General features: G+C 60.7%; 15 protein-coding genes and 4 pseudogenes. 8 read left to right on the top strand and 11 right to left on the bottom strand.

Annotated features, from left to right (window positions below):
• Nucleotides 1-52 precede the first annotated feature (52 nt).
• Both OKW38_RS27355 and OKW38_RS27350 read right to left on the bottom strand, forming a co-directional pair.
• The gene (locus OKW38_RS27355) at nucleotides 53-562 is read right to left on the bottom strand and encodes a GNAT family N-acetyltransferase (protein WP_429364064.1); all 510 of its coding nucleotides are present in this window, start codon (nucleotides 560-562) and stop codon (nucleotides 53-55) included.
• Between the two features lie 100 nt (nucleotides 563-662).
• Nucleotides 663-1265, bottom strand: coding sequence for a GNAT family N-acetyltransferase (locus OKW38_RS27350; RefSeq protein ID WP_429364062.1), 603 nt, complete (start codon nucleotides 1263-1265; stop codon nucleotides 663-665).
• A 277-nt stretch (nucleotides 1266-1542) separates the two neighbouring features.
• Here OKW38_RS27350 and OKW38_RS27345 point away from each other — a divergent pair, with 277 nt between their 5' ends.
• From OKW38_RS27345 to OKW38_RS27335, 3 genes are all read left to right on the top strand, one after another.
• Nucleotides 1543-3162: a methyl-accepting chemotaxis protein gene (locus OKW38_RS27345; RefSeq protein ID WP_429364061.1), complete on the top strand. Its 1620-nt coding sequence runs from the start codon at nucleotides 1543-1545 to the stop codon at nucleotides 3160-3162.
• 774 nt (nucleotides 3163-3936) lie between these two features.
• Nucleotides 3937-4206: a hypothetical protein gene (locus OKW38_RS27340; protein WP_090806748.1), complete on the top strand. Its 270-nt coding sequence runs from the start codon at nucleotides 3937-3939 to the stop codon at nucleotides 4204-4206.
• 52 nt (nucleotides 4207-4258) lie between these two features.
• Nucleotides 4259-4579 carry a hypothetical protein gene (locus tag OKW38_RS27335; RefSeq protein WP_429364059.1) on the top strand — a complete coding sequence of 107 codons (321 nt, stop codon included), beginning with the start codon at nucleotides 4259-4261 and terminating at the stop codon, nucleotides 4577-4579.
• Here the strand turns inward: OKW38_RS27335 and OKW38_RS27330 are convergent.
• Nucleotides 4512-5567 (bottom strand): LuxR C-terminal-related transcriptional regulator, encoded by a 1056-nt coding sequence (locus OKW38_RS27330; RefSeq protein ID WP_429364057.1) that lies wholly within the window; start codon nucleotides 5565-5567, stop codon nucleotides 4512-4514. The two genes, OKW38_RS27335 and OKW38_RS27330, sit on opposite strands and share 68 nt — an antisense overlap.
• Nucleotides 5568-6034: 467 nt before the next feature.
• Between OKW38_RS27330 and OKW38_RS27325 the strand changes: the two genes are divergently transcribed.
• Together OKW38_RS27325 and OKW38_RS27320 are read left to right on the top strand one after the other, a co-directional pair.
• Nucleotides 6035-6253, top strand: coding sequence for a hypothetical protein (locus OKW38_RS27325; protein ID WP_429364055.1), 219 nt, complete (start codon nucleotides 6035-6037; stop codon nucleotides 6251-6253).
• Nucleotides 6254-6774: 521 nt separating this feature from the next.
• On the top strand, nucleotides 6775-8025 hold the full coding sequence (locus OKW38_RS27320; RefSeq protein ID WP_429333618.1) for an ABC transporter substrate-binding protein: 1251 nt from the start codon (nucleotides 6775-6777) through the stop codon (nucleotides 8023-8025).
• A 79-nt stretch (nucleotides 8026-8104) separates the two neighbouring features.
• On the opposite strand, the gene OKW38_RS27315 is transcribed toward OKW38_RS27320, so the two are convergent.
• Nucleotides 8105-11428, bottom strand: a complete 3324-nt coding sequence (locus OKW38_RS27315) for an AAA family ATPase (protein ID WP_429364053.1) — start codon at nucleotides 11426-11428, stop codon at nucleotides 8105-8107.
• Nucleotides 11429-11743: 315 nt separating this feature from the next.
• On the opposite strand from OKW38_RS27315, the pseudogene OKW38_RS27310 reads away from it, so the two are divergent.
• The 3 pseudogenes from OKW38_RS27310 to OKW38_RS27300 all read left to right on the top strand — a co-directional run.
• Nucleotides 11744-12231, top strand: a pseudogene (locus OKW38_RS27310) (transposase); the annotation flags it as partial.
• A gap of 437 nt (nucleotides 12232-12668) precedes the next feature.
• Nucleotides 12669-13725: pseudogene (locus OKW38_RS27305) on the top strand (Dyp-type peroxidase).
• Nucleotides 13718-14103 (top strand): annotated as a pseudogene (locus OKW38_RS27300) (family 1 encapsulin nanocompartment shell protein); the annotation flags it as partial. The pseudogenes OKW38_RS27305 and OKW38_RS27300, both read left to right, overlap by 8 nt.
• A 15-nt stretch (nucleotides 14104-14118) precedes the next feature.
• Here the strand turns inward: OKW38_RS27300 and OKW38_RS27295 are convergent.
• The 7 genes and pseudogenes from OKW38_RS27295 to ddpX form a co-directional block, all read right to left on the bottom strand.
• A pseudogene (locus OKW38_RS27295) lies at nucleotides 14119-14740 on the bottom strand (IS6 family transposase); the annotation flags it as partial.
• Nucleotides 14741-15045: 305 nt separating this feature from the next.
• Entirely contained in the window at nucleotides 15046-15828 is a 783-nt protein-coding gene (locus OKW38_RS27290; protein WP_429333620.1) for an ABC transporter ATP-binding protein, read from the bottom strand.
• Nucleotides 15825-16703, bottom strand: a complete 879-nt coding sequence (locus OKW38_RS27285) for an ABC transporter ATP-binding protein (protein ID WP_429364051.1) — start codon at nucleotides 16701-16703, stop codon at nucleotides 15825-15827. The genes OKW38_RS27290 and OKW38_RS27285 overlap by 4 nt, the downstream gene beginning before the upstream one ends.
• 1 nt (nucleotide 16704) lies before the next feature.
• Nucleotides 16705-17619 (bottom strand): nickel transporter permease, encoded by a 915-nt coding sequence (gene nikC / locus OKW38_RS27280; protein ID WP_429364049.1) that lies wholly within the window; start codon nucleotides 17617-17619, stop codon nucleotides 16705-16707.
• A gap of 64 nt (nucleotides 17620-17683) precedes the next feature.
• On the bottom strand, nucleotides 17684-18754 hold the full coding sequence (locus OKW38_RS27275; RefSeq protein WP_090806734.1) for an ABC transporter permease: 1071 nt from the start codon (nucleotides 18752-18754) through the stop codon (nucleotides 17684-17686).
• Nucleotides 18755-18809: 55 nt separating this feature from the next.
• Nucleotides 18810-20417, bottom strand: a complete 1608-nt coding sequence (locus OKW38_RS27270; protein WP_429364047.1) for an ABC transporter substrate-binding protein — start codon at nucleotides 20415-20417, stop codon at nucleotides 18810-18812.
• A 64-nt stretch (nucleotides 20418-20481) separates the two neighbouring features.
• Entirely contained in the window at nucleotides 20482-21045 is a 564-nt protein-coding gene (gene ddpX / locus OKW38_RS27265) for a D-alanyl-D-alanine dipeptidase (RefSeq protein ID WP_090806730.1), read from the bottom strand.
• Nucleotides 21046-21068: the final 23 nt, after the last annotated feature.

Genomic DNA, 21068 nt, shown 5'->3' with positions numbered 1-21068 from the left:
GCACAAAAACAACTTCTGCGCGGCACATTATTTTTTTGAGTGGAGGCTGTGTCTAACCGGGCATATCGGCCAGCAACGCCCATCGCTCGTGGTCGCGCCATTCGCCATTTATGTGGAGATAGCGAGGAGAAAAACCTTCCTGTTTAAAACCCAACCGCCGCACAAGTGCGATCGACGCGATATTCCCTGGTTGAATATTTGCCTCCACCCGATGCAATTTAAGTTCGCTGAAAGCATAGATCACAGCTGCCCGTACCGCGTCCGTCATCAACCGTGCCCGGGCGAAGTTCGACATTCCGTAATACCCGAGATAGGCGCTGCGAAAAGCGCCCATTACTATTTCGTTAATGTTCACCACACCGGCAATTTGAATCGATGCCACTTCACGCGCAATGAGGCCGACGTTCGACCCGGTGAGACCACCTGAAAACCAGTTATCGAAGCCCGTTTGATCGGTAAAGGATGTGACCCAAGGCAGGTGATAGTCCTGACTTGCTGAGTTTGCGGCGATCAAATCGGCGGCGTCGGCACGGATCACTCGGCTTAGCTGAATGCCACTCATGATGCTCCATCGTATAGGCGTGTGCAGGGCTTGAATTGTCGCCGATCCAACAGAGATGGATCAATCTCCAGAGTTGGCCGAACAGGGTCCGACACGTTTCTCAGTCGTCTAGCTCAATGCGATAACGAAGAGTTTCCGCGAATCCATAGGCGGCGGTCTTTTTGAACCGGTCAGTCAGGACACCACTGCATGCTGCGATCACCCGCTGTGAGGCTATATTTTCAGGATCAACCGTTAGTTCCACGTAGGGCAAGCCTTGCAGCCTCGCTTCGCCAAGCATCAAATTGAGCGCCTGCTTGGCGTAGCCGTTGCCTCGCTTCCACGGCACGACTGAGAAGCCGATATGTCCGAGCACATACGGCGGCAATTCGGCAGATGCAGCCTGCCAACGAAATCCGATCGCACCGCTAACATCGCCGTCCCAAATCCATCGGATGATGCTTGGAAGACGGGCAACGGTCGAGCCATCGGGCAAAGGAATCGGGCCGCCTGATGCTGTCGGATCATCCAGCCCGTCGACGAATGCCTCTGCGTTCAACTCGATGGCATTCAACTGTTCGCGCGCAGCGACCTCCTTACGAACATTGTCAGGTGACCATCCCGCCTCAAGGGCCGAAACGTAGCTTGCCAGCAACGCAGTCGTAGGCCTCAAGAGTTCGATCTCAGTTGTGATTTTCTTCGCCTCAGGAGGAATGATTGACAACAGTTTAAGCGGCGGCGTCGAGTGTCTCAAAGTGGCCGGCTGGTGCCTGATGACGCTCCGTGGGAGCCGACGCACAAGGGCCCTCCGATACGCCTTGGCAAGGTGGTAACCGAGGGTTTCACGGGATGAAACTTTCGCTCGTATCCGCCGATAACTCGAGCAGGAACCACCTGGATGGCCCCCGGACAGTCCGCCGGCGCCACACGACGCGCCCATACACATGCCACTTCGCACGGCAGCCCTGCGCGGTTTCCATTCATTTGCACGAGGACTCAGGATGCACAAGCTCAGTTTTACGCAGAAGCTTTGGCTGCCGTTGATCATCAGCCTCGTCGCGTTGCTCGCCGTCTCCGTATCCGCGGCGTGGCAGTCGCGCGAGACGCGCATCGAAGAACGTAAGCACGACCTCACGAACATCGCGCACGTCGGACTCGGCATCGTGGCGGAGTATGCGGCGCTGGCGCAAAGCGGCGCGTTGCTGGAGGCGGATGCCCGCAAGCAGGCACTCGAACGCCTGCGCGGCGTCCGCTACGGCGAAGACGGCTACTTCCTCGTGATCAATTCGAAGCCGCAGATGGTGATGCATCCAATCAAGCCGGCACTCGAAGGCAGGGATCTCGCGGACAGCGCCGATGCGGACGGCCGTCACCATTACGTGACGTTCGCGTCGACCGCACAGGCGCCGGACGGCGGCTTCGTCGACTACGTGTTCCCGCATCCGGGCGCAGCTTCGACACAGGCGGTCGGCAAGATCGGCTACGTGGTGCGGTATGCGCCGTGGGATTGGATCATCGCAACCGGCGCCTATGTTGACGACATCGACTCTGCGTTCATGGCGTCGTTGTGGCTGATCGGCGCGATCTTCGTGGTTGTGTCCGCGGTCCTCGTGACGCTCGTCGCGGTGACGAACCGCAGCATCGCGCGCATGGTCGGCGGCGATCCGGCCTATGCGGCGAACGTGGCGGACGCGATCGCATCGGGCGACCTGACGGTGGCGATCCGCACGCGCAACGGCGACACGTCGAGCCTCCTACACGTAATGCAGCGGATGCGCGACGCGCTGACGGGTACCATCTGCCAGATCAAGCATGCGTCCGACAACGTCGCGTGCGGCGCGAACGAGATCGCGAACGGCAACGCGGACCTGTCGTCGCGCACCGAGAGCCAGGCGGCGTCGTTGCAGGAAACGGCGTCGAGCATGGAGCAGATGACGGCGATGGTCCGCCAGACTGCAGACAACGCGCGCACTGCCAGCGAGCTTGCGGCCGGCGCCGCGAAAATCGCGACCCGCGGCGGCGACATGGTCACGCAGGCCGTCGCGGCGATGAAGGGGATCTCGAACGAATCGGGTCGCATGGTCGAGATCATCGCGACGATCGAGGGCATCGCATTCCAGACCAACATCCTCGCGCTGAATGCTGCGGTTGAGGCAGCACGCGCGGGCGAGCAAGGCCGCGGCTTCGCAGTCGTCGCGAGCGAGGTGCGCAGCCTCGCGCAGCGTAGCGCGACCGCGGCGAAGGAAATTCGCGAGCTGATCAGTCATGCGGTGGGCAGCGTCGGCAGTGGTGCAACGCTGGTCGAAAACACCGGCTCGACGATTGACGAAGCGCGCGACGCGATCATGCGTGTGACCGGTGTCGTGCAGGAAATCGCTGCGGCCGCGGCGGAACAGAGCGCTGGCATCGACCAGGTGAATCTCGCGGTCACGCAGATGGACAGCATGACGCAGCAGAACGCGGCGCTCGTCGAGCAGGCGGCGGCCGCGGCACAGTCGCTGAAGGAGCAGGCGATGAGTCTGCAACGCGCGGCCGCGGCGTTTCAGGTGGGCGACGCTGACGCTAACGGTGGTGCACAGCTCGCGCCGGCTTCGGCGCAGCACCGCGCAGTGTTCGCGTAAGGACGCGCACCGCAATCTCGCGGCGAACCTCGCGTTTCATGGCACGTCTGCGCGTTTTTTTGGACCGTCATCTTGCCACCCGGAGCGGCCGTTCGGATTGGCGCAACTTCAATGACTGCTTCCGGGGTGCAACTGCCCGCCGTATCGCCAGGTTTGCGCGTGCAACATCACCGGCGGCCGACAGTGGGACGACTTCCCGATCAACCCAGCCGTAGGCATCGCATACGTGACCACATATCGCGAGAACACGATCCGATCGCGTGGGCCGCGAGCACGACGGTAATCGCAACGGCAGAACGGTGATCGCGGGAGAGCCTTTCACACCGGCAATCGCCGGTCCTTCAGCGGGCGCCTAGGGGCGTGCGTCGGGTGAGTATGGATGCATCGCCGACATCACGGCCGATGGTGGAACCTCCGGACCGCCCGACAGCGTATTTCGTACCGCAAAGCAGCTGCCGGGTCGAGTTGCCAAGGCTCGCGTAGGGCGGCAGCGGCGTTCGACTGGCTTTGATGAGAGCAGTTGCGACACACTCGCGCACCACCGCGCCAGTTTCTCCATTGCCGCCTATTACCAAAGTGATATAGCGGCAGCGAGGCTCGGAAATCATACTGGCTCCGACCTGCCGCACACACGAGCTCGCTGCACAGTTTCCGATGTTTTTCCAGCTTGCAAGCAAGTGCGGCCGGTAGCCCCTGCAAGGGGCAGCGCCGGCGCTCGCCTCTACACGTCGCGACGGCGCGTTGCGTCCACATTCTTTTTTGACGGAGACTCCTATGAAAACAGTGTTACTCGTCGCGGGTGGGCTATTGTGCGCGTGCGCCTGGCACGCCAGCGCGCAAAACATCACTGCAAATCCAACGACCGCAGCACAGCCTGACGCGATGAATTCGGAAGGTCCCGACCCTTCGGGAAGCTCGATGTCCGGCGGACATAGCGTGGGTGACGGAAAGACCCGCGCCGAAGTCTATCAAGACCTCGTGCACTCGCAGCAGAACGGCGAGGCAGCGCGGTTGCAGGAACTCTTCAAAGGTAGTGGCAAGTGAGCCTGCCTGGAGCGGGCAAACTGCGGCTCCGGAGAAAGGAGGGAAAACCAAAATGGCGTCTTTCGACGAACCGTCGATTCTCTCCGAATACAACCGCGGGGAGAAGCTGATTGCCGGCATCGTGCTCGCCGTCGTCACGTTCTGGCTGTTCGCCCAGACGACCTTGAACGTGCTGCAGTCCATGTGGGCGGATCTGCAAATCGACGACGGCCTCAGTGACATCGCCGTCAGCATCACCGCCCACTTTTCTGGCGTTTTCATCGTCGTCGCAGGCTGGCTGGCGGACAGGGTCGGCCGCGTGAAAATCAATCAAGGGAGCGTCGCGCATTGTCCTGCTTCGAGCGTAGTTTGTCGGCCTCCAGTCTGCGCGTGACTAGATGGATCAGGTAAGTCGCAAACTCGGGATCCTGATAATACATCCGCATTGCATCGGCCGCGGAAACCGTCAGCAACTCGCATTCACTCTTGCAACAGGCCGTCCAGGTGCGGCGATGGTCCGGCGAGAAAAGTCCGATCTCTCCGAGGATCGTGCCAGCGCCAATATCGACTCCGATCTCCTGAAGGCTGACCGTCCCGCGCAACACATAGTAGAGCGCGTCGCTTGGCGCATCCTTGCGAAACAGCACGTCTCCGCGTTTGAAGCGACGGGGAGGCAAGTCAGAGAGGAGCCGCTTGATGGCGAGCTGCGCATCGAGCGCCTGATGAAGCTGTGCATCGCCGACCTGATCGAGCCGCGCGGCCGCGATGCTGGCCTGCCTGCGACTCTCGACCTTGAGCGCTTTATACACCGTATAGAGATGCACTTTTACTGTCCCTTCCGCGATATTGAGTTGCCTCGCGATCGACTTGTTCGACTCGCCGCGCGCCGCGAGGGCCAGTACTTCGATCTGGCGTGGCGTCAGCATGCGGTTGTTCATCGCAGGGTCGGGAACCACGCGCGAATCCGTGGTTGCGCCACGCGAAGCTTGCGTGTGCTCTATTGCAGAGAACGTTGCCGGCAGGTATGCCGCGCCAGCCAGCACCACCTGTAGCGCGTCGCACAACGCTTGCGCGGACTGCGACTTGCTCAGGCAGCGCGCCACACCGGCAGCCATGAAGGAGTCGATAGTCTGCTGACCGATCTCGCTCAGCAATGCGAGCGCTGGCAAATGCGGGAAGACGCGCCGCAATGCGTTCAGCACATCGAGTGCTTCGTTTTGATGGTCGCCATCCAGTATCAGCAGGTCTGCGCGGGTCCAGTCTTCGAAAGCGGTGATCCGATAGTCCGCACATGTCACCTCGATACACTCTTCCAAGTCGCGGACTAGGCGTGCAACGCCCTCGCGGAACAAACCGGTCGGTGCGATGAGGATGATATGCATATGCGTCACTTCTTGCGTCGATATCGTTCGCCGCGAATGCGAGCGCGTACTGCTCGAGTCCGAGACGCTGGAGCCATTGCGCGATGTCCATATTCGTGGCCTGCATTCGATGCCAGCCGGCACGCGCGAGCTTGCCGCACCGGTTTGGCTCCGGCGCGACGCGATGCGATTCGCAAACGTCAGACGAAAATCGGGCGCACCGCTCGCCAATGCAATCGGCCCCAGCTTGGCACTGAACCGGGCCGATGAATACCCAGTGTAGGCGTACAACTCGCACGGCGCATGATGTTCGACGGCGTTTCGGGTCACGACGGGTACTGGGCAGCGCGTCCCACCTCTCCCTCGCTTTCTTCGCGGAATTCATGTGAAGCCGGGCCAGACCGTCTCCGATATCCCGCTCCGTTCGCGCTTCGCGGGCCAATTCGATTCTCCAGAGCCTGCGTGAGCGGCTCGCCGCGAGTCATTCGGTGCCGGTCCGTTTCATCGTGCTCGATTTTGCATCGACTCAGGGCATGGACGCGTGGATATCGATCAGCTTCGTCAAGCTAAGTCAGCTAAGCGCAGCGAAGAATGCGGACCTGGTGCCGACTGCGCTGACGCCGCGTTCACGCGACCTGCTCACGAAAACCGGGACACTTAAGCTCCGGATTCGTGAATTCGATTCGCTCGACGTGGGTCTGGAGTAGGTCGAAGACGAGTTGCGCTCGGCGAACTCGCGTGCGACAGGGCACGGCTACGACTTTCGCGCGATGCTCGCGCGGCATTTCACGACCAGCGGGTTGAGCATGCTGCCGGTCGATGATGGACGGTCGGTCCGGCCGCGCAACGGGTTCATCGGTTTTTCGTCAAGATCATCGCTGCTCGACTTGCCTTCGCGTTGATGAGGCATTGCGTGCGGCGTTGTGAACGGTTTGCGCATCGTGAGCGCCTTCCTGCTCAGTGAATGAAAGGCGACATACGTAAACGACCAACAAACGCTCAATATAAGGGGCGCCGCTTTGACACGTAGGCGAACGTGTCATGTCCCGCCCCCTTGCTGTCGTCCGACTCCGCGCGACCAAAGCGGCGACGTGTCGCACGTCTGCCGGTGTTCCTTGCCGTTTTGTCCCACGCGGGAAAATGGCGGACGCCGCGTGCTGGCTCGGCCTATTCTATGGAAGGAGCGCTCCCGCCTGTCGGGCAAGGGCGCGCGAGCGGGAGCGAATCCATGAGCAGGGTGAATCTCCGGCGCAAGCAAGTCCTTGTGTCTTTCGCGCTACCCACGATCATCGTAGCGTTTGCGTTTTCAGGTATTGCAGTAACGGCGCACGCCGACACGGTTCGGATTACCGTCTCGCACTACAGTGACGCGACTGGCCCATACTTCAACAAGATGGCTCACGAGTTCGAGAAAGCTACCCCTGGTACGACAATCAAGATCGAAGAAGTAAACTGGGATGCGCTGCAACAGAAGCTCCAGACCGACATCATGGGCGGCGCGAACTCGGACCTCGCGATTGTCGCTACCCGTTGGTTGCTGGATTTCGTTCACGACGACGTCGCTGAGCCCCTTGATGGCTACATGGACGCCAGCTTCAGGGATCGCTTCATTGGCCAGATCCTGGCGCCGGGCGAAATCAAAGGCAAGGTGTATGGCTTGCCGCTCGCTGCTTCAACACGCGCGCTGTACTACAACAAGGATCTGCTCGCGAAAGCTGGCTATCCGAATGGCCCGAAGACCTGGAACGACGTAATCGATGCGTCGAAGAAGCTGAAAGCGATGCATATCGCCGGCTTTGGTCTTCAAGGCAAAGAGATCGAGACAGATGTCTACTTCTACTATGGACTCTGGAGTTACGGCGGAGATGTGATCGGCAAGGACGGCAAGGCTGCTTTCAATTCGCAGGCTGGTGTGAAAGCCGCAACGCTGTACAAAACGATGATAGACGACGGTCTGACCGAACCGGGAGTCACCGGCTATAACCGTGAAGGCGTTCAGAACCTGTTCAAGCAGGGCCGTGTGGCGATGGTTATCTCCTTGCCTTTCCTGTCGAAACAAATCGCGAAGGAGGTGCCAAATCTCAAGTACGGCATTGGTCCCATTCCGATGGGAACGACGCAGGCCACTTATGCGGTGACAGATTCGATCATGATGTTCAAGAACTCCAAGGTCAAGAAGAGCGCCTGGAAGTTTCTCGACTTCCTCTTCACAAAGAGCCCGCGCGTCGAATTCTCGAAGACGGAAGGCTTCCTGCCCACGACGAAGGCCGAAGCAAGCGATCCGGCACTCAATGGCCCAGACACCAAGGCGTTCATCGCACTGTTGCCGAACGCACGGTTCGCACCGACTGTCACTGGGTGGGAATACACCGCGAAAGTCGTGTCGGATGCCATGCAGTCCGTCTACCTGGGAAAAGCTCAACCCGCCGCGGCATTGAATGCGGCAGCCGAAAAGGCAAACCGGTCGCTGGGTAAGTAAGGCGACTGGGGTAATTGAGATCTGATGCAGACCGGCGCGCAAGCGGCTCTCGGCAAACCGGGGCGAGGTGAGACGATGTTCAGCCAGTCAATCGTTTGATGCCCATTTCCCGGCAAAGCGATGCGGCGTCTGCTGCACTTCTCTCGCCCAATGCTTTATCTCCGCCCATCTTTTGCAGCCAAGACAGGCCATATAGGCACTGTGCTTGCAAAGGACGCATTCCGAGGTCGTGGGCGATCATCAACGCCATGCGATAGTGATTGTGAGCTTCCTCAATCCGAGGTGCGGTAGCGTTGCCATCCGAGACAAGATCGCCCAACAGGCACCCGGCCCAGGCCTCGTTGCCTCGTTCGCCGGAGGCTCGTGCCAGGTCAATGGCATGATGTGCATGAGCAAGGGCTTCATCCTCTCGACCAGCGAGCTGGCACACTCGACCGAAAATCGAGAGCACGAGCGAATGTCCGAACGTTAAATTGCTCGCCGCTGCCTGGCGAACTGCCTCTTTCAGAAGAACCAGTGCCTCCTTGGTCCGGCCCAGCGAGCCATACGCCGCCCCCAGACAGGAGGCTATTCGGGGAACGTAGTATGGAAACTCAGCCTTGCACATGGCCAATGCGGGCTCAAGTGTCTCGACAGCAACGTCGAGATTGCCTTGAACAAGGTGCATCCGTCCGACACCGTGGCCAGCAAAGATCAGTTGCTCTGGCTCATTTATCCCTCGGGCCATGTCCATCGCCTCCTGTCCAAGGGCAGCAGCCTCGTCGAACCGGCCAAGTTCGGCAAGACACAGCACCAGCCAGATACGAGCGTTGACGCGCGTGTATTTCACGTAAGTCTCATCGGGTCCGAGGCCGTGGCCATGGCCTTCATGTAGGAGTGCCAGCGCCTGCCGAGCATGCACCATCGCGCGCTCATAGTTTCCGCAGCCATACCGTGATCGTGCCAGCATCATGGTCGCCCAAGCCTTCGCATCGGGGTCGCTTCGCCGCTCCGTCAACGCGAGGGCGCGTTCCCCTGCCTCGACGGCGCCGACCGAATCGCCTAGCGAACCGAGCGCGAAAGCCAGCCTTGATAGAACACGCGATAGGCGTACCTCGTCACCAAGCCCTTCGGCAAGATCTTTCGCGTTCTCCAGATTCGCGCGGTTCCGTGTCACTTCTCCGAGCGCATGCAGGGAGTGGCTAAGATCCCATCGGATGTCGATGATTTCTCCGAGTGCGTCGGCCGAGGACGGCAGGACCGCAAGGGAAGTCAGGGCTTTCTCGAACAAGACCGACGCCTCCCGATGTGCGGCGCGTTTTGCAGCATTGTGACCGGCACGCAGCCACAGCCGGGCTGCCTTTTCAGTCAATCCGGCCTGGGCGCAGTGTTCAGCCAGGATTTCCGGTTGTTGCTCCGCTACGTCAGAAAAATGATTCTCGAGCTCCATTGCGATGCGGGCATGCAGTTGCTGTCGCCGGTCCCGCAGCAGGGAGCTGTACGCGGCATCTTGCACCAGGGCGTGCTTGAAGGTGTATTCCGCATCCGGTGGTGCCCCGTGCCGCAACACCAGTTCGGCACCGACGAGATGGTCCAATGCGTCGTCCAGGCGCTCCGTGGGCATCGACGCGACCGCGCTGATGAGCTCATAGGAAAATTGCCGGCCAATTGCAGCGCCGATTTGTGCTACATCCCGCACCGGGGCCAGGCGATCGAGCCGCGCCATCAGCGAAGCGTGCAGCGTCATCGGGATCGCCAGTGGCGGCAGCGGACGATCGAGGACGTAGCGCCCGTTCTGCTCGCGCAGTACGCCGCTCTCGAGCACTGTCTTGGTCAGTTCTTCGACAAATAGCGGTATTCCATCCGTATGCTCGATGATCCGGTCTGTAATCTCTTTCGGCAGTGCCTTGCCAAGGGTTATCCGCTCGATCATCTCGGCTTGCTGCCGAGGGTGCAGACGATTGAGAGTAAGGAGCGTCACCTCTGAGCGGCCGATCCACCGAGATACGAACTCAGGCCGGAACGTGACAATCAGCAGGACAGGCAGGGTTGCAATACGATCGACAAGATGGTCCAGCGCTTCGAGCGAGCTGGGATCGGCCCAATGCACATCTTCGAACAAAATCAGCAGCGGGTGGCGCATTGCCAGGCCCTTGATCTGCGCAACAATCGTGCTAAGGGTCCTATCTTTGTACTGCTGCGGCGTAAGATTCAGTGTTGGATATCGATCTTCCGTCGGAATCGATAGCAACGCCGCCACCAGCGGAACAGCTTCGCCCAGATTGTCGCCTGCGAACGCGAGCGCCGCCTCCAGTTTATCGAGGCGTTGTTCAGCCGTATCGTCGCGCCGCAGACCGGCCGCACGTTCGAGCTGGGAAATAAACGGGTAAAAGGCGCTTTCCTGATGGCGGCGCGAGCAGAAATACCGCAAGCGGTCGTGCGGCTCGAATTGAAGCCGCTCTTCAAGAGAGGTGGTCAGCCGCGACTTTCCGATACCCGGCTCGCCTGCAAGCAGCACAACCTGCCGCTCACCATTCTTCGCCCGCTGCCATCGGCGAAGCAACAACTCGATTTCTTCGTCGCGTCCGACGATCGGCGTCAACGTGGTCGCGTGCAGCGCCTCGAAGCGGCTTTCGACCCCGCTGGGGCCGAGTACTTGCCAAACCCGCACCGATTCGTCAAAACCCTTCACGGTCACGAGGCCCATGTCGCGGTAGTCAAACAGCCCAGCCGTCAGCCGCTGCGTGCTCGTAGAAATCACCACTGTTCCGGCTTCGGCCAACGTCTGCAGCCGGGCAGCGAGATTGGGTGTCTCACCGACGACGCCAGGCTCCTGGGCTTCGCCCTCACCCGTCAGATCACCGACTACCACTACGCCGGTGGCAATCCCGATCCGCACCCGCAAACTTTCGTCGATCCCGAAATCGAGATTGCCGATGGTTCGCACCAGCGCCAGCCCAGCACGTACAGCCCGCTCGGCATCGTCCTCATGCGCTTGAGGATAACCAAAATAGGCCAGCACACCGTCACCCATGTACTGGGCAATGACGCCACCGGCCTTGGTAACTACATCCGCGCAACCCCGGTAATAAGCGGCGAGGATCTTCCGCATGTCTTCAGGATCGAGCCGCTTCGAGAGGGCAGTCGAGCCGACGAGATCGCAAAACACGACGGTGAGTTGGCGTCGGTCCGCGTCATCTCGTGGCAAGGGCGTGGCCACGGTTGGAGATATTGCAGCGGCGCTGTCGCCAAGCTGGTTAATTGCACGCAACATTTTGCGGCGATGGCCAAGCAAGACGCCAAGATCCTTGAGATCCTGGTCCGTCAGATCGCGGAGGACCGAGGGATCGATACCATTCTCGGCAAAGCTATGGACATACTCGGACAAGCCGAGTGATGCCAGCCACTCTTCAATGCTTCCCACCGTTTGTCTCCTGAAGACGGCTGCCTCATGCAAGGGTAGGAAAAATATTTGTTCCGCGCTTGTCGACAATCAGGGGGCCGGCCGGCTGCAACCAGACAGTATTGATTCAACTTGTCGTCCGGTGCGATTGACGCACGATTTATTCGGCTTCTGACGAATCCAGAACCGGCGGTAAGATCGTTTCCGTGGACCGTGCCCAAGCCTGCGTGTCAGATCTTCAAGCGGCGGCTGGGGCGCGGGACGTCCGGGATGGATCGCAGGTTCGCGTTCGCGTGGGCGCTCGACCGTGTCCCAGCGCGAGGGGCCGATATCTAGCTGTTTCGCAAGAGCAAAGGAACCGGTGCGATGCTTTGCTACATGGGCCATGTACTGACTGACAATCGGCACGGCCTGGTAGTCAACGCGCAGGTGACGCTGGCGACGGGCACCGCCGAGCGCGACTGCGCCGCGCAAATGCTTGCTGACGCCGCGAAGGTGGCCCCGGGCGGCATTACGGTCGGGCAGACAAGAACTACGACACGGCCGGCTTTGTTGCCACCTGTCGAGCAAATCGCGTCACGCCTCATGTCGCGCAAAACGGTGGGCGTCCAGGAGGCTCAGCGATTGACGAGCGAACCACGCGTTGGCCGGGTTACGCGGTCAGCCAGCAAAAACGTAAGCGGATTGAGCAGGTGTTCGGATGGGGCAAGACAGTCGGACGAATTCGACAGGCGATGTATCGAGGACTTGAACGCGTGGACCAGCTCTTCGTGCTGACGCAGGTCGGCTACAACCTGACGCGTATGCGTACACTTGCCCGTTGAGGGCCGGGATGCAGTGGATAACATCGATATGGTGAAACCGTTAGCAGCCTCGAACGCCCGGAAACGCGTTCCGCGTTTCAGAAGTGCGAACTCAGCATCCGTCGCAATGCACCTGAGTGCATCAACGACGGATATTTCAACAGCCTGCTAATGGTGTCGTGCCTGCTAATTTTCTACCGGGTGACCCATGGCCGCGGTGAAAGCAATAGAATCTGTCGGAAGCGCGTGCGCCGGTTTTGCCGCTTCGGGTCGTCCCGGTTTTAATGAACGAGATATTCCAACGTTCTTGCTTTAGGTCGGCCATGTGCGCACGGGGCGAGGCTTGCTTGGGTGACGAAATCCAGCATTATTTCGAGTCCATCGCGGTCCGCCGTTGCATGAATGCCGTCGTGACTCCTCGGGTGAGCGAGTCCTTGGCGTAATCAAATAAATTTCAGATGCCCAACAACGACACTCCCGAACCACAAGCCGTCTGTGATCCGATTTCCCGAAGTGCGATCTTCCTCACACTCACGGTAGCGCGCGGCGAAGGCCCAGCCGACACCGTGCGTGAATGGTGCGGCGACATTGCCGCGCTGGTCCGCGCGGTCGGCACGCGCGCGCCTACCGCTAACCTTTCTTGCGTGTGCGGCTTCGGTTCCGAAGCGTGGAATTTTCTTTTCGGCGCGCCGCGTCCCGCGTCGCTGCATCCTTTCATCGAGGTCGGATCGGGCGAGCGCCGCGCCATTGCCACACCCGGAGACATCCTGCTGCATATCCGCGCGGATCACATGGATCTATGCTTCGAGCTCGCGTCACAGTTGCTCATCAAACTGGGCGACGCCGTCACGGTCGTCGACGAGGTGCAAGGTTTTCGCTACTTCGACCTGCGCGACATGGTGGGCTTCGTCGACGGCACGGAGAACCCTTCAGGGAGAAGCGCCCCGAACCACACGATCATCGGCGAGGAGGATTCGGAATTCGCGGGCGGCAGCTATGTGATTGTGCAGAAGTACTTTCACAATATGGATGCATGGGATGGCCTGACGGTGGAGCAACAGGAAAAGATCATCGGGCGCAAGAAGCTGTCCGACGTCGAACTAGACGCGGCTGTGAAGCCCTCGTGCTCGCATAGCTCGCTCACGACCATCGATGAGAACGGCCAGGAGATCAAGATCCTGCGGCACAACATGGCCTTCGGCCGTCCTGGCGCAAAGGAGTTTGGGACATACTTCATCGGCTATGCGCGCACGCCCGCGCCGATCGAACAGATGATGGAAAACATGTTCGTCGGTCGCCCGCCGGGCAATTACGACCGATTGCTCGACTACAGCCGCGCAGTGACGGGCGGTCTCTTCTTCGTGCCGTCCGCCGATCTGCTCGACGCGCTCCCGGGCAGAGGCTCTGCGGCGGCGTCGACGTCATCTCAGCCGTCCAGCACCGCCATCAAATGAAACAAGCCGCAGGGGAACATTGAACATCGGCTCACTTAAAGGAACTTCACAATATGAATAACCTGCATCGCGAGCTTGCGCTGATTTCCGAGGACGCATGGGAACAGATGGAAGCCGAAGTGGCGCGCACCTTCAAGCGCTCCGTCGCGGGGCGGCGCGTCGTGGACGTGAAAAGCCCGGGCGGCAGGGCCCCGGCGGCCATCGGAACGGGGCACCAGACGAGCGTCGCGGCGCCGAGGAAAGGCGTGTCGGCGAAGCTCTGCGACGTCAAGCAATTGGTGCAGCTGAGCATGCCGTTCACGCTGCAGCGCGAGGCGACGATAGCGTGGAGCGCGGCTCGAACGACGGCGACTGGCAGCCCGCGAAGACCGCCGCGAGCGAGCCGGCACTCGTCGAGGACAGCGTAGTCTTCGAAGCTGCGGCTCGCGGGCGGGTTGTGTCGCGATAAGAATGGCAGGACGAGGCGGGCGCAGCGAAAATCCTTGAAGCCCATCGTGGGCTTGATGATACGTTTGATGGCGCGATGGTCCTGCTCGACAATGTTGTTGAGATACTTGTTCTGCCGGATTTTGGTGGGCGTTTGCCGGTCGGCGTTGATGGCTTGCAGGGCGGGCAGATTGGCACCGCTCTTATCCGCGGTGATGGTCTGCGGCTCCCCGTTCCGCTCGATGGCCTTCTCGAAACAGCGATGGGCGGCAGCCTTGTCGCAATGGGCTCGAAGTAGGAAATCGACGGTATTGCCGGCCTTGTCCACCGCGCGGTACAGATACTTCCACTGGCCGCTCACTTTGATATAGGACTCATCCATCCTCCAGCTCTTGCCGACCGGTCGCTTATGTTGGCGAAACGCTTTTTCGAATAACGGCACGAGCTTGATGACAGCGGTGTACCGTCGAATGGTCCACCTCGACACCGCGTTCTGCCATCATTTCCTCAAGGTTTCGCAGGCTCAGCGAGTATGCCACGTACCACCGCACGCACAACAGCATCACATCCAGTGGATAGTGCAGTCGCTTCAGCACCTTGGCGATGCCAGGGAGCAACGTCTTGCGCGGCGTCTTCGTCGTCTTGGCCATCGTGGTCGTCAGCAATTTCCGTCCGCCAAATTTTACCTCAACGCCTTGTTGGGACAGAACCAGACCGGGCCCATGCGAGCATGAGGACGCTGTCAGGCGACACGCGTCCGACACGCCTGACACTTTCCTCAACCGGACAAGATCCTCTGGAAGCTCACATGCTGAGCTTAATGGTCGCCTCATTTGAGATTGCTTCTGGACTGTTTCGTTCAGACGAGTGGAAATGCCGGACGCGCCTGCCTTGAACCAATCACAAGGCAGGACGACGGGCAGGATCGGTGACAACTCCTCGCCGCTACTGGCTTTTATAACAGCGTGTCCGCTCCAGTTACCCGGGCCGACTTGCGCCGGTAGCCCGTGGTCGCGAGCAGCAGGCTGCGCGTGTACTCGTGCTCGACCTGCTGCGCTCGAATGGAAGCGATATCGCGCTGCTCGACAATCTCGCCATTACGCATGACCGCGACGCGCAAGCAGAGAAAGCCGACCACCGCCAGGTTGTGGCTCACGAGCATCATTGTGAGATTGCGTTCGCGATGAAGCCGTCGCAGCAGGTTGAGGATTTCGGCCTGCACGGACACATCGAGCGCGGACGTCGGCTCATCGAGCAGCAGCACGCGCGGTTCGACAATCAGCGCCCGTGCAATCGCGACGCGCTGCCGCTGCCCCCCCGACAACTGATGCGGATAGCGGAAACGATACGCCGGACCCAACCCGACTTCGCGCAGCGCATCGACAATGCGTTCTTCCTGCCGGCCGATGCCGTTGATGGTCAGGGGCTCGCGCAAGGTCTGATCGACTGTGAAACGCGGATGCAGTGAGCCGTACGGATCCTGAAAAACCATCTGTACGTCGCGTCGAAAGGAGCGGTCGATCTTCTCTCCGTGCACGTGCGAGCCGATCTTCATATGGCCGCCAGCGACGGGCGCGAGGCCCGTCAACGCGCGCAGGATCGTCGACTTGCCGGAACCCGATTCGCCGACCAGCCCGAACACTTCTCCTTCGTCGACATGAAAGCTGGCCTGGCGCACTGCGTCGAAGTTACCGGTTTTGGTCCTGAAGCGGACCGTCAGGGCGTTAACATCAATCATGCTGATTCTCCTGCCGATTGCGTGAGCCATGCTGCGTCCCGCTTCAGCACGGGCAGTTCATCGGGCGGATTGATGAGCGGTGGATTCGCCGCGAGCAGGGCGCGCGTATAGGGATGCTGGGCGTGGACGAGATCGCGCGCCGCGCAGGTTTCCACCACACGTCCCGCAAACATCACGACGACGCGGTCGCAGAACGACATTACAAGGGGCAGATCGTGGCTGATCAAGATCAGGCCTGTGTCGTGCTTTTCGATCATCGCGTCGAGAATCCCGAGCACCTGCATCGAGACGAGCACGTCGAGCGCGCTGGTCGGCTCGTCGGCGATGAGCAGACGCGGTCCGGACGACACCATCATGGCGATCATCACGCGCTGCCCCATGCCACCCGACAACTCATGCGGGTAGGCATCGGCGACACGCTCCGGATTGCGGATATGCACCGCTGCCAGCGCCTCGATGATCTTCTCGCGCATCTCGCGACGGCTGAACTTCGAACCGTGCAGTTCGAACGCTTCGCGCATCTGTTGCGCGATGGTCATCACCGGGTTGAGCGAGTATTTCGGATCTTGCAGGATCATGCCCATCTGCTGGCCGCACAGTTGCCGGCGCTTTCGCACCGACATTGCCAGCAGATCCTGACCGTCGAACTTCATCGCCTTCGCATGGCATTGCGCCGCAGGCGGCAGCAGGCCGAGTAGCGCACGCCCGGTGAGCGATTTGCCAGAACCGGATTCGCCGACGATGCCAAGCCGCTCGCCGCGCTGCAGCGTCAGCGAAAGGCCACGCACGGCTTCGGTCAATTCGCCGCCATGACCGCGAAAGCCAATTCGCAGGTCGTCGATTTCACACAGGGGTTGGGTCGTAACGGCTGGCATGTCAGCCTCCATGGCGCGGATCGAAGACGTCTCGCAGACCGTCGCCGAGCAGGTTGAAGGCGAGGCTCACCAGCAGAATGGCAAAGCCCGGAATGGTGGCCACCCACCACGAATCGAGCAGCACGTTGCGGCCCGACGCGACCATGAAACCCCACTCGGGGCTCGGCGGTTGCGCGCCGAGGCCAAGGAACCCAAGACCCGCGACAGTGAGAATGATGCCGGCCATATCGAGCGTCGCGCGCACGATCACCGACGACGAGCAGAGCGGCATGATATAGCGCAGGAGGATGCGCATCCGCGACGCGCCCTGCAAGCGCGCGACGTGAATGAAATCGGCTTGCACGAGCCGCAGCGTTTCCGCCCGCGCGAGGCGTGCATAGGCCGGCCAGGCCGTAATCGAAATGGCGATCACCGCGTTGATGACACCGGATCCCAGCGCGGCCGCGAAAGCGAGCGCGAGCACGATCTTCGGAAACGCGAGCGCCACGTCGGTGATCCGCATCAGCACGTTGTCCACCCAGCCGCCAAAGAAGCCAGCAGTGGTGCCGATCAAAAGGCCCACAGGAACCACGATCACCACGACGAGAATCGCAATCGAAAGCGTGAGCCGTGAGCCGTAGACAAGACGCGAGAGGATGTCCCGGCCAAGCTGGTCGGTGCCGAACCAGTGCGATGGCGAACCCGGCGGCAGCAGGCGGTCGGAGAGGACTTGCTGCAGCGGATCGTGCGGTGCGATCAGCGGCCCGATTGCCGCGATGATGATCAGCAAGGCCAGAATCACCAAGCCGAAGACCGACAGCGGGTTGCCCGCGAAGCGTCGCCAGCGCCGGTAAGCGAGGCCGAGTGCGGCCTGCTTGCGTGACGCGGGCGTGTCACTCAGCAGCCAGTCTTTCCATCGTCGGGGCACGGCATTCATCGGCCAGTCCTGCATTTGCATAGATTGATCGGTTGGGGGAAGCACGAGGGAAATCTCCGGAACATCAGCGGGCGCGCGGATCGAACACGCGATAAAGCGCATCGGTCAACAGGTTGAGCGCGATGAACGTGACGCCGATCACGAGCGTGCTGCCAAGCACGGCGTTCATATCGGCGTTCAGCAGGGCACCCGTCAGATACGAACCGATACCGGGCCAGGCGAAGACGATTTCGGTCAGCACCGAGCCTTCGAGCAGATAGCTGTACGTGAGTGCGATCACGGTCAGGAGCGGCACGGCGATATTGCCGAAGGCGTGACGCCAGATCACCCGGCGCTCGGGCAAGCCTTTCGCGCGTGCCGTGGTGATGTACTCCTGACTGAGTTGCTCGAGCATGAACGAACGCGTCATGCGGCTCAGATAGGCGACCGAGTAGTAGCCGAGAATGGCAGCAGGCAGGGCAATATGCGAGAACGCATTGAAGAACACGTCCCATTCGCCCGCCATGAGAGAATCGATGAGCAGGCTGCCTGTGTGCGTATCGACCATCCCGTCGAATACCGGATCGACGCGACCCGGACCCGCTACCCAGTGCAGCTTCGCGTAGAACAGCAGCAGGCCCATCAGCCCGAGCCAGAACACCGGTACCGAACTGCCGACGAGGCCGACAAAGCGCGCGACGTGATCGATCCAGCGGTTGTGGCGCACGGCGGCAATCACCCCGAGCGGCACACCGATCAGTACGCCAATGATGGTCGACAGGGTCGCGAGTTCGAGCGTCGCGGGAAACACACGCTGGATGTCTTCGATAACAGGATGCGCGGTCAGTAGCGACATGCCGAAGTTGCCATGCAGCACATCGCGCACATAGATCAGGAACTGCACGGCGAGCGGCTTGTCCAGCCCGAGCTGGAGACGCGCCGCCGCGTAGGCCGTCGCCGACGCGCGATCGCCGAGAATCGCCAGCACCGGATCAATCGGAATTTTACGGCCAATCACGAACGTGACCGCCAGCAACCCGGTGAAGGTGATCACGAGCGTGATGATCCAGCGCACGAGGCGCAAGGTCCAGCGCACGCTGGCGCTTTCAGCTGAAAGCGCGCGCATGCGCTCGAAAGTCGTGAAGGGAGTCGACATGATGAGTTCCTCGGTCGAAGGCGAAGCCTGGACAGTATCGCCTTCGCCGCAAACGTTACTGCTTCTTCAGATCACGATACGACACGAGGTCGTTGATCGGACCCACCTCGAGTCCCGTCACGCCCGGTCGCGCGGCCACTTGCGAGACCTGCTGGAACATGATCACGAAGGGTGAGTTCGCGAGCATCTGCTTCTGCATCGTCTGGTACAACTCGGCGCGCTTCGCTGTCGACGATTCGGCGAGCGCGGCGTTGGTCTCCTTCGTCAGGCCAGGAATGTCCCACGAGTTGCGCCAGGCGAGCATCTTGTAGGCCGACTTGTCGGAATTGTCCGGATTCCAGGTGAAGCCCTGGGCGTTGCTGTGCGGGTCGATGTAGTCAGCGGACCATTCACCGATATAGATGTCGTGCGAGCGCGAGCGGTACTTTGCAAGCGTCTGCTTGTTGTCCCCGGGGATGATCTGAACCTTGATGCCGCCTTGCGCAAGATTGGCCTGCACGGCTTCGGCGATTTCGCTGTACGGGTAGCCGTTACGCACGTCCATCGTCACGGAAAAGCCATTCGGAAGCCCGGCTTTTGCCAGCAGCGCCTTGGCCTTCGTGACGTTCTGCTGGTAAGGGTTCGTGTTCAGCGCGCCGAGAAAGCCTTCCGGAAGGAACGTTTCGTGCACTTTGTAGGTGGTTTTAGCGACGTTGCTCTGGATACCGTTATAGTCGATCAGCCACTTCATCGCTTCCTGGACTGCCGGTTTTGCCAGGTTCGGATTCTTGACGTTCAGGCCGAGGTACAGAAGCGTCGCTTGCGGCACCGCGGTCACATGCGCCTTGCCGGACTTGGTCAGTGCGACGAGATCGTCCGGACTCAGGTTGCGCGCCACATCGACGTCGCCGTTCTCGATCAGCAGGCGTTGGCTCGATGCTTCCGGCACGTGACGCAACACGATACGCTTCATCGCGAGCGGTAAGCGATAACCGTCGAAGCGCTGCAGTACGATGCTGTCGTTGGCGGTCCATTTGACGAGCTTGTAGGCGCCGGAGCCGGCCTCGTTGGTGCGCAGCCAGTCGTTGCCGAAATCATTGCCTTTCTGGTGCGTGAGCAGCAACTGCTTGTCCACCACCGATGCAGGCCACGCGCCGAGTACGTTCAGGACAAACGTCGGCGCGTATTTCTGGTCTGTCGTCACACTGACGGTTGTGTCGTCAACCTTCTTTACGTTGTTAAGCACATTGTCCCTGGTCAGGCCGATGCCTTGCAGCACGGCCGCCGCGCCTTTGTCGAGCAGGACGGTGCGCTGGATCGACCACGCGACGTCGTCGGCGGTCAACGGATTGCCCGAGTGGAACTTTAGACCCGAACGGATCTTGAACGTGAAGGTCAGGCCGTCGGGGCTCACGGTCCATGATTGTGCGACATCGCCGTTGAACTTCGACGGGTCTTTCAGATCGACCCGCACCAGCCGGTCATACGTATTCGCCACATATTCTTCCGGCACCAGCTCGTAGACTTCGCCTGGATCGAGCGTGGTGAATTCGTCGAGGAGCGTGGCCATGACGAACATGTCTTTCGGCGTCGCCGCCGCAGCGGGGCTGGCCGCTGTGAACGACAAGGTCAAGGCGGAGGCGATCGCTGCCGCCGTCAGTGCATTGCGCGATACCAGTTTCATTGCCGCTCCATAAGGAATGGGGTAGAGCCTGTCAGGGAACAACGGATGGAGAGATCGAACGCCACTACATGAGATGCAACGGACCGCTTTCGCTGTTGTCGATCAGCGGCAGCGCACGGGAGCCTGGCAGCTCGTAATGCCACCATTCGCTCTTGATGTGCGCAAAACCGGCGCCGTGCATGATGCCGAGCAGTAACAGGCGGTTGCGCTGCACGTGCTCGGGCAGGCCCGTATGGAAGTGTTCGGACTCGATCGTCATGGCGTCGAAGGCCGTGCCCATGTCGAGTTCATTGCCGCTGGCATCCAGCAGCGTCAGGTCGATCGCCGTGCCGCGGCTATGGTTCGAACCACGGCCAAGCTCAGCGATGTAGGTGGGATCGGGCAGGAAATCCCACAGCACCTGTTGCGCCTGGGGCGGACGGTAGGCGTCGAAAATCCGCACTGTCAGGCCGGCGCCGCGGGCAATTTCAACTCCCTTGCGCAAACCGGCTTCGGCGGGTTCGAGCAGCAGGCAGTGAGCCATCTTGTAGATGGGCTTACCGGTCAGGTTGCGCTCGGTGGCATAGACGAGGTCGATGTCCACGCCATGCGTGGCGGCGGTAATTTCGATGAGTCGCGGTCTTGTCATGGAGGGCGCGGTACGATGCCGGA

This window comes from Paraburkholderia sp. MM5496-R1, from assembly GCF_050436205.1.
Lineage (GTDB): Bacteria > Pseudomonadota > Gammaproteobacteria > Burkholderiales > Burkholderiaceae > Paraburkholderia > Paraburkholderia tuberum.
The sequence above is the reverse complement of the archived record's forward strand: the minus strand, read 5'-3'. Positions and strand labels throughout refer to the sequence as shown.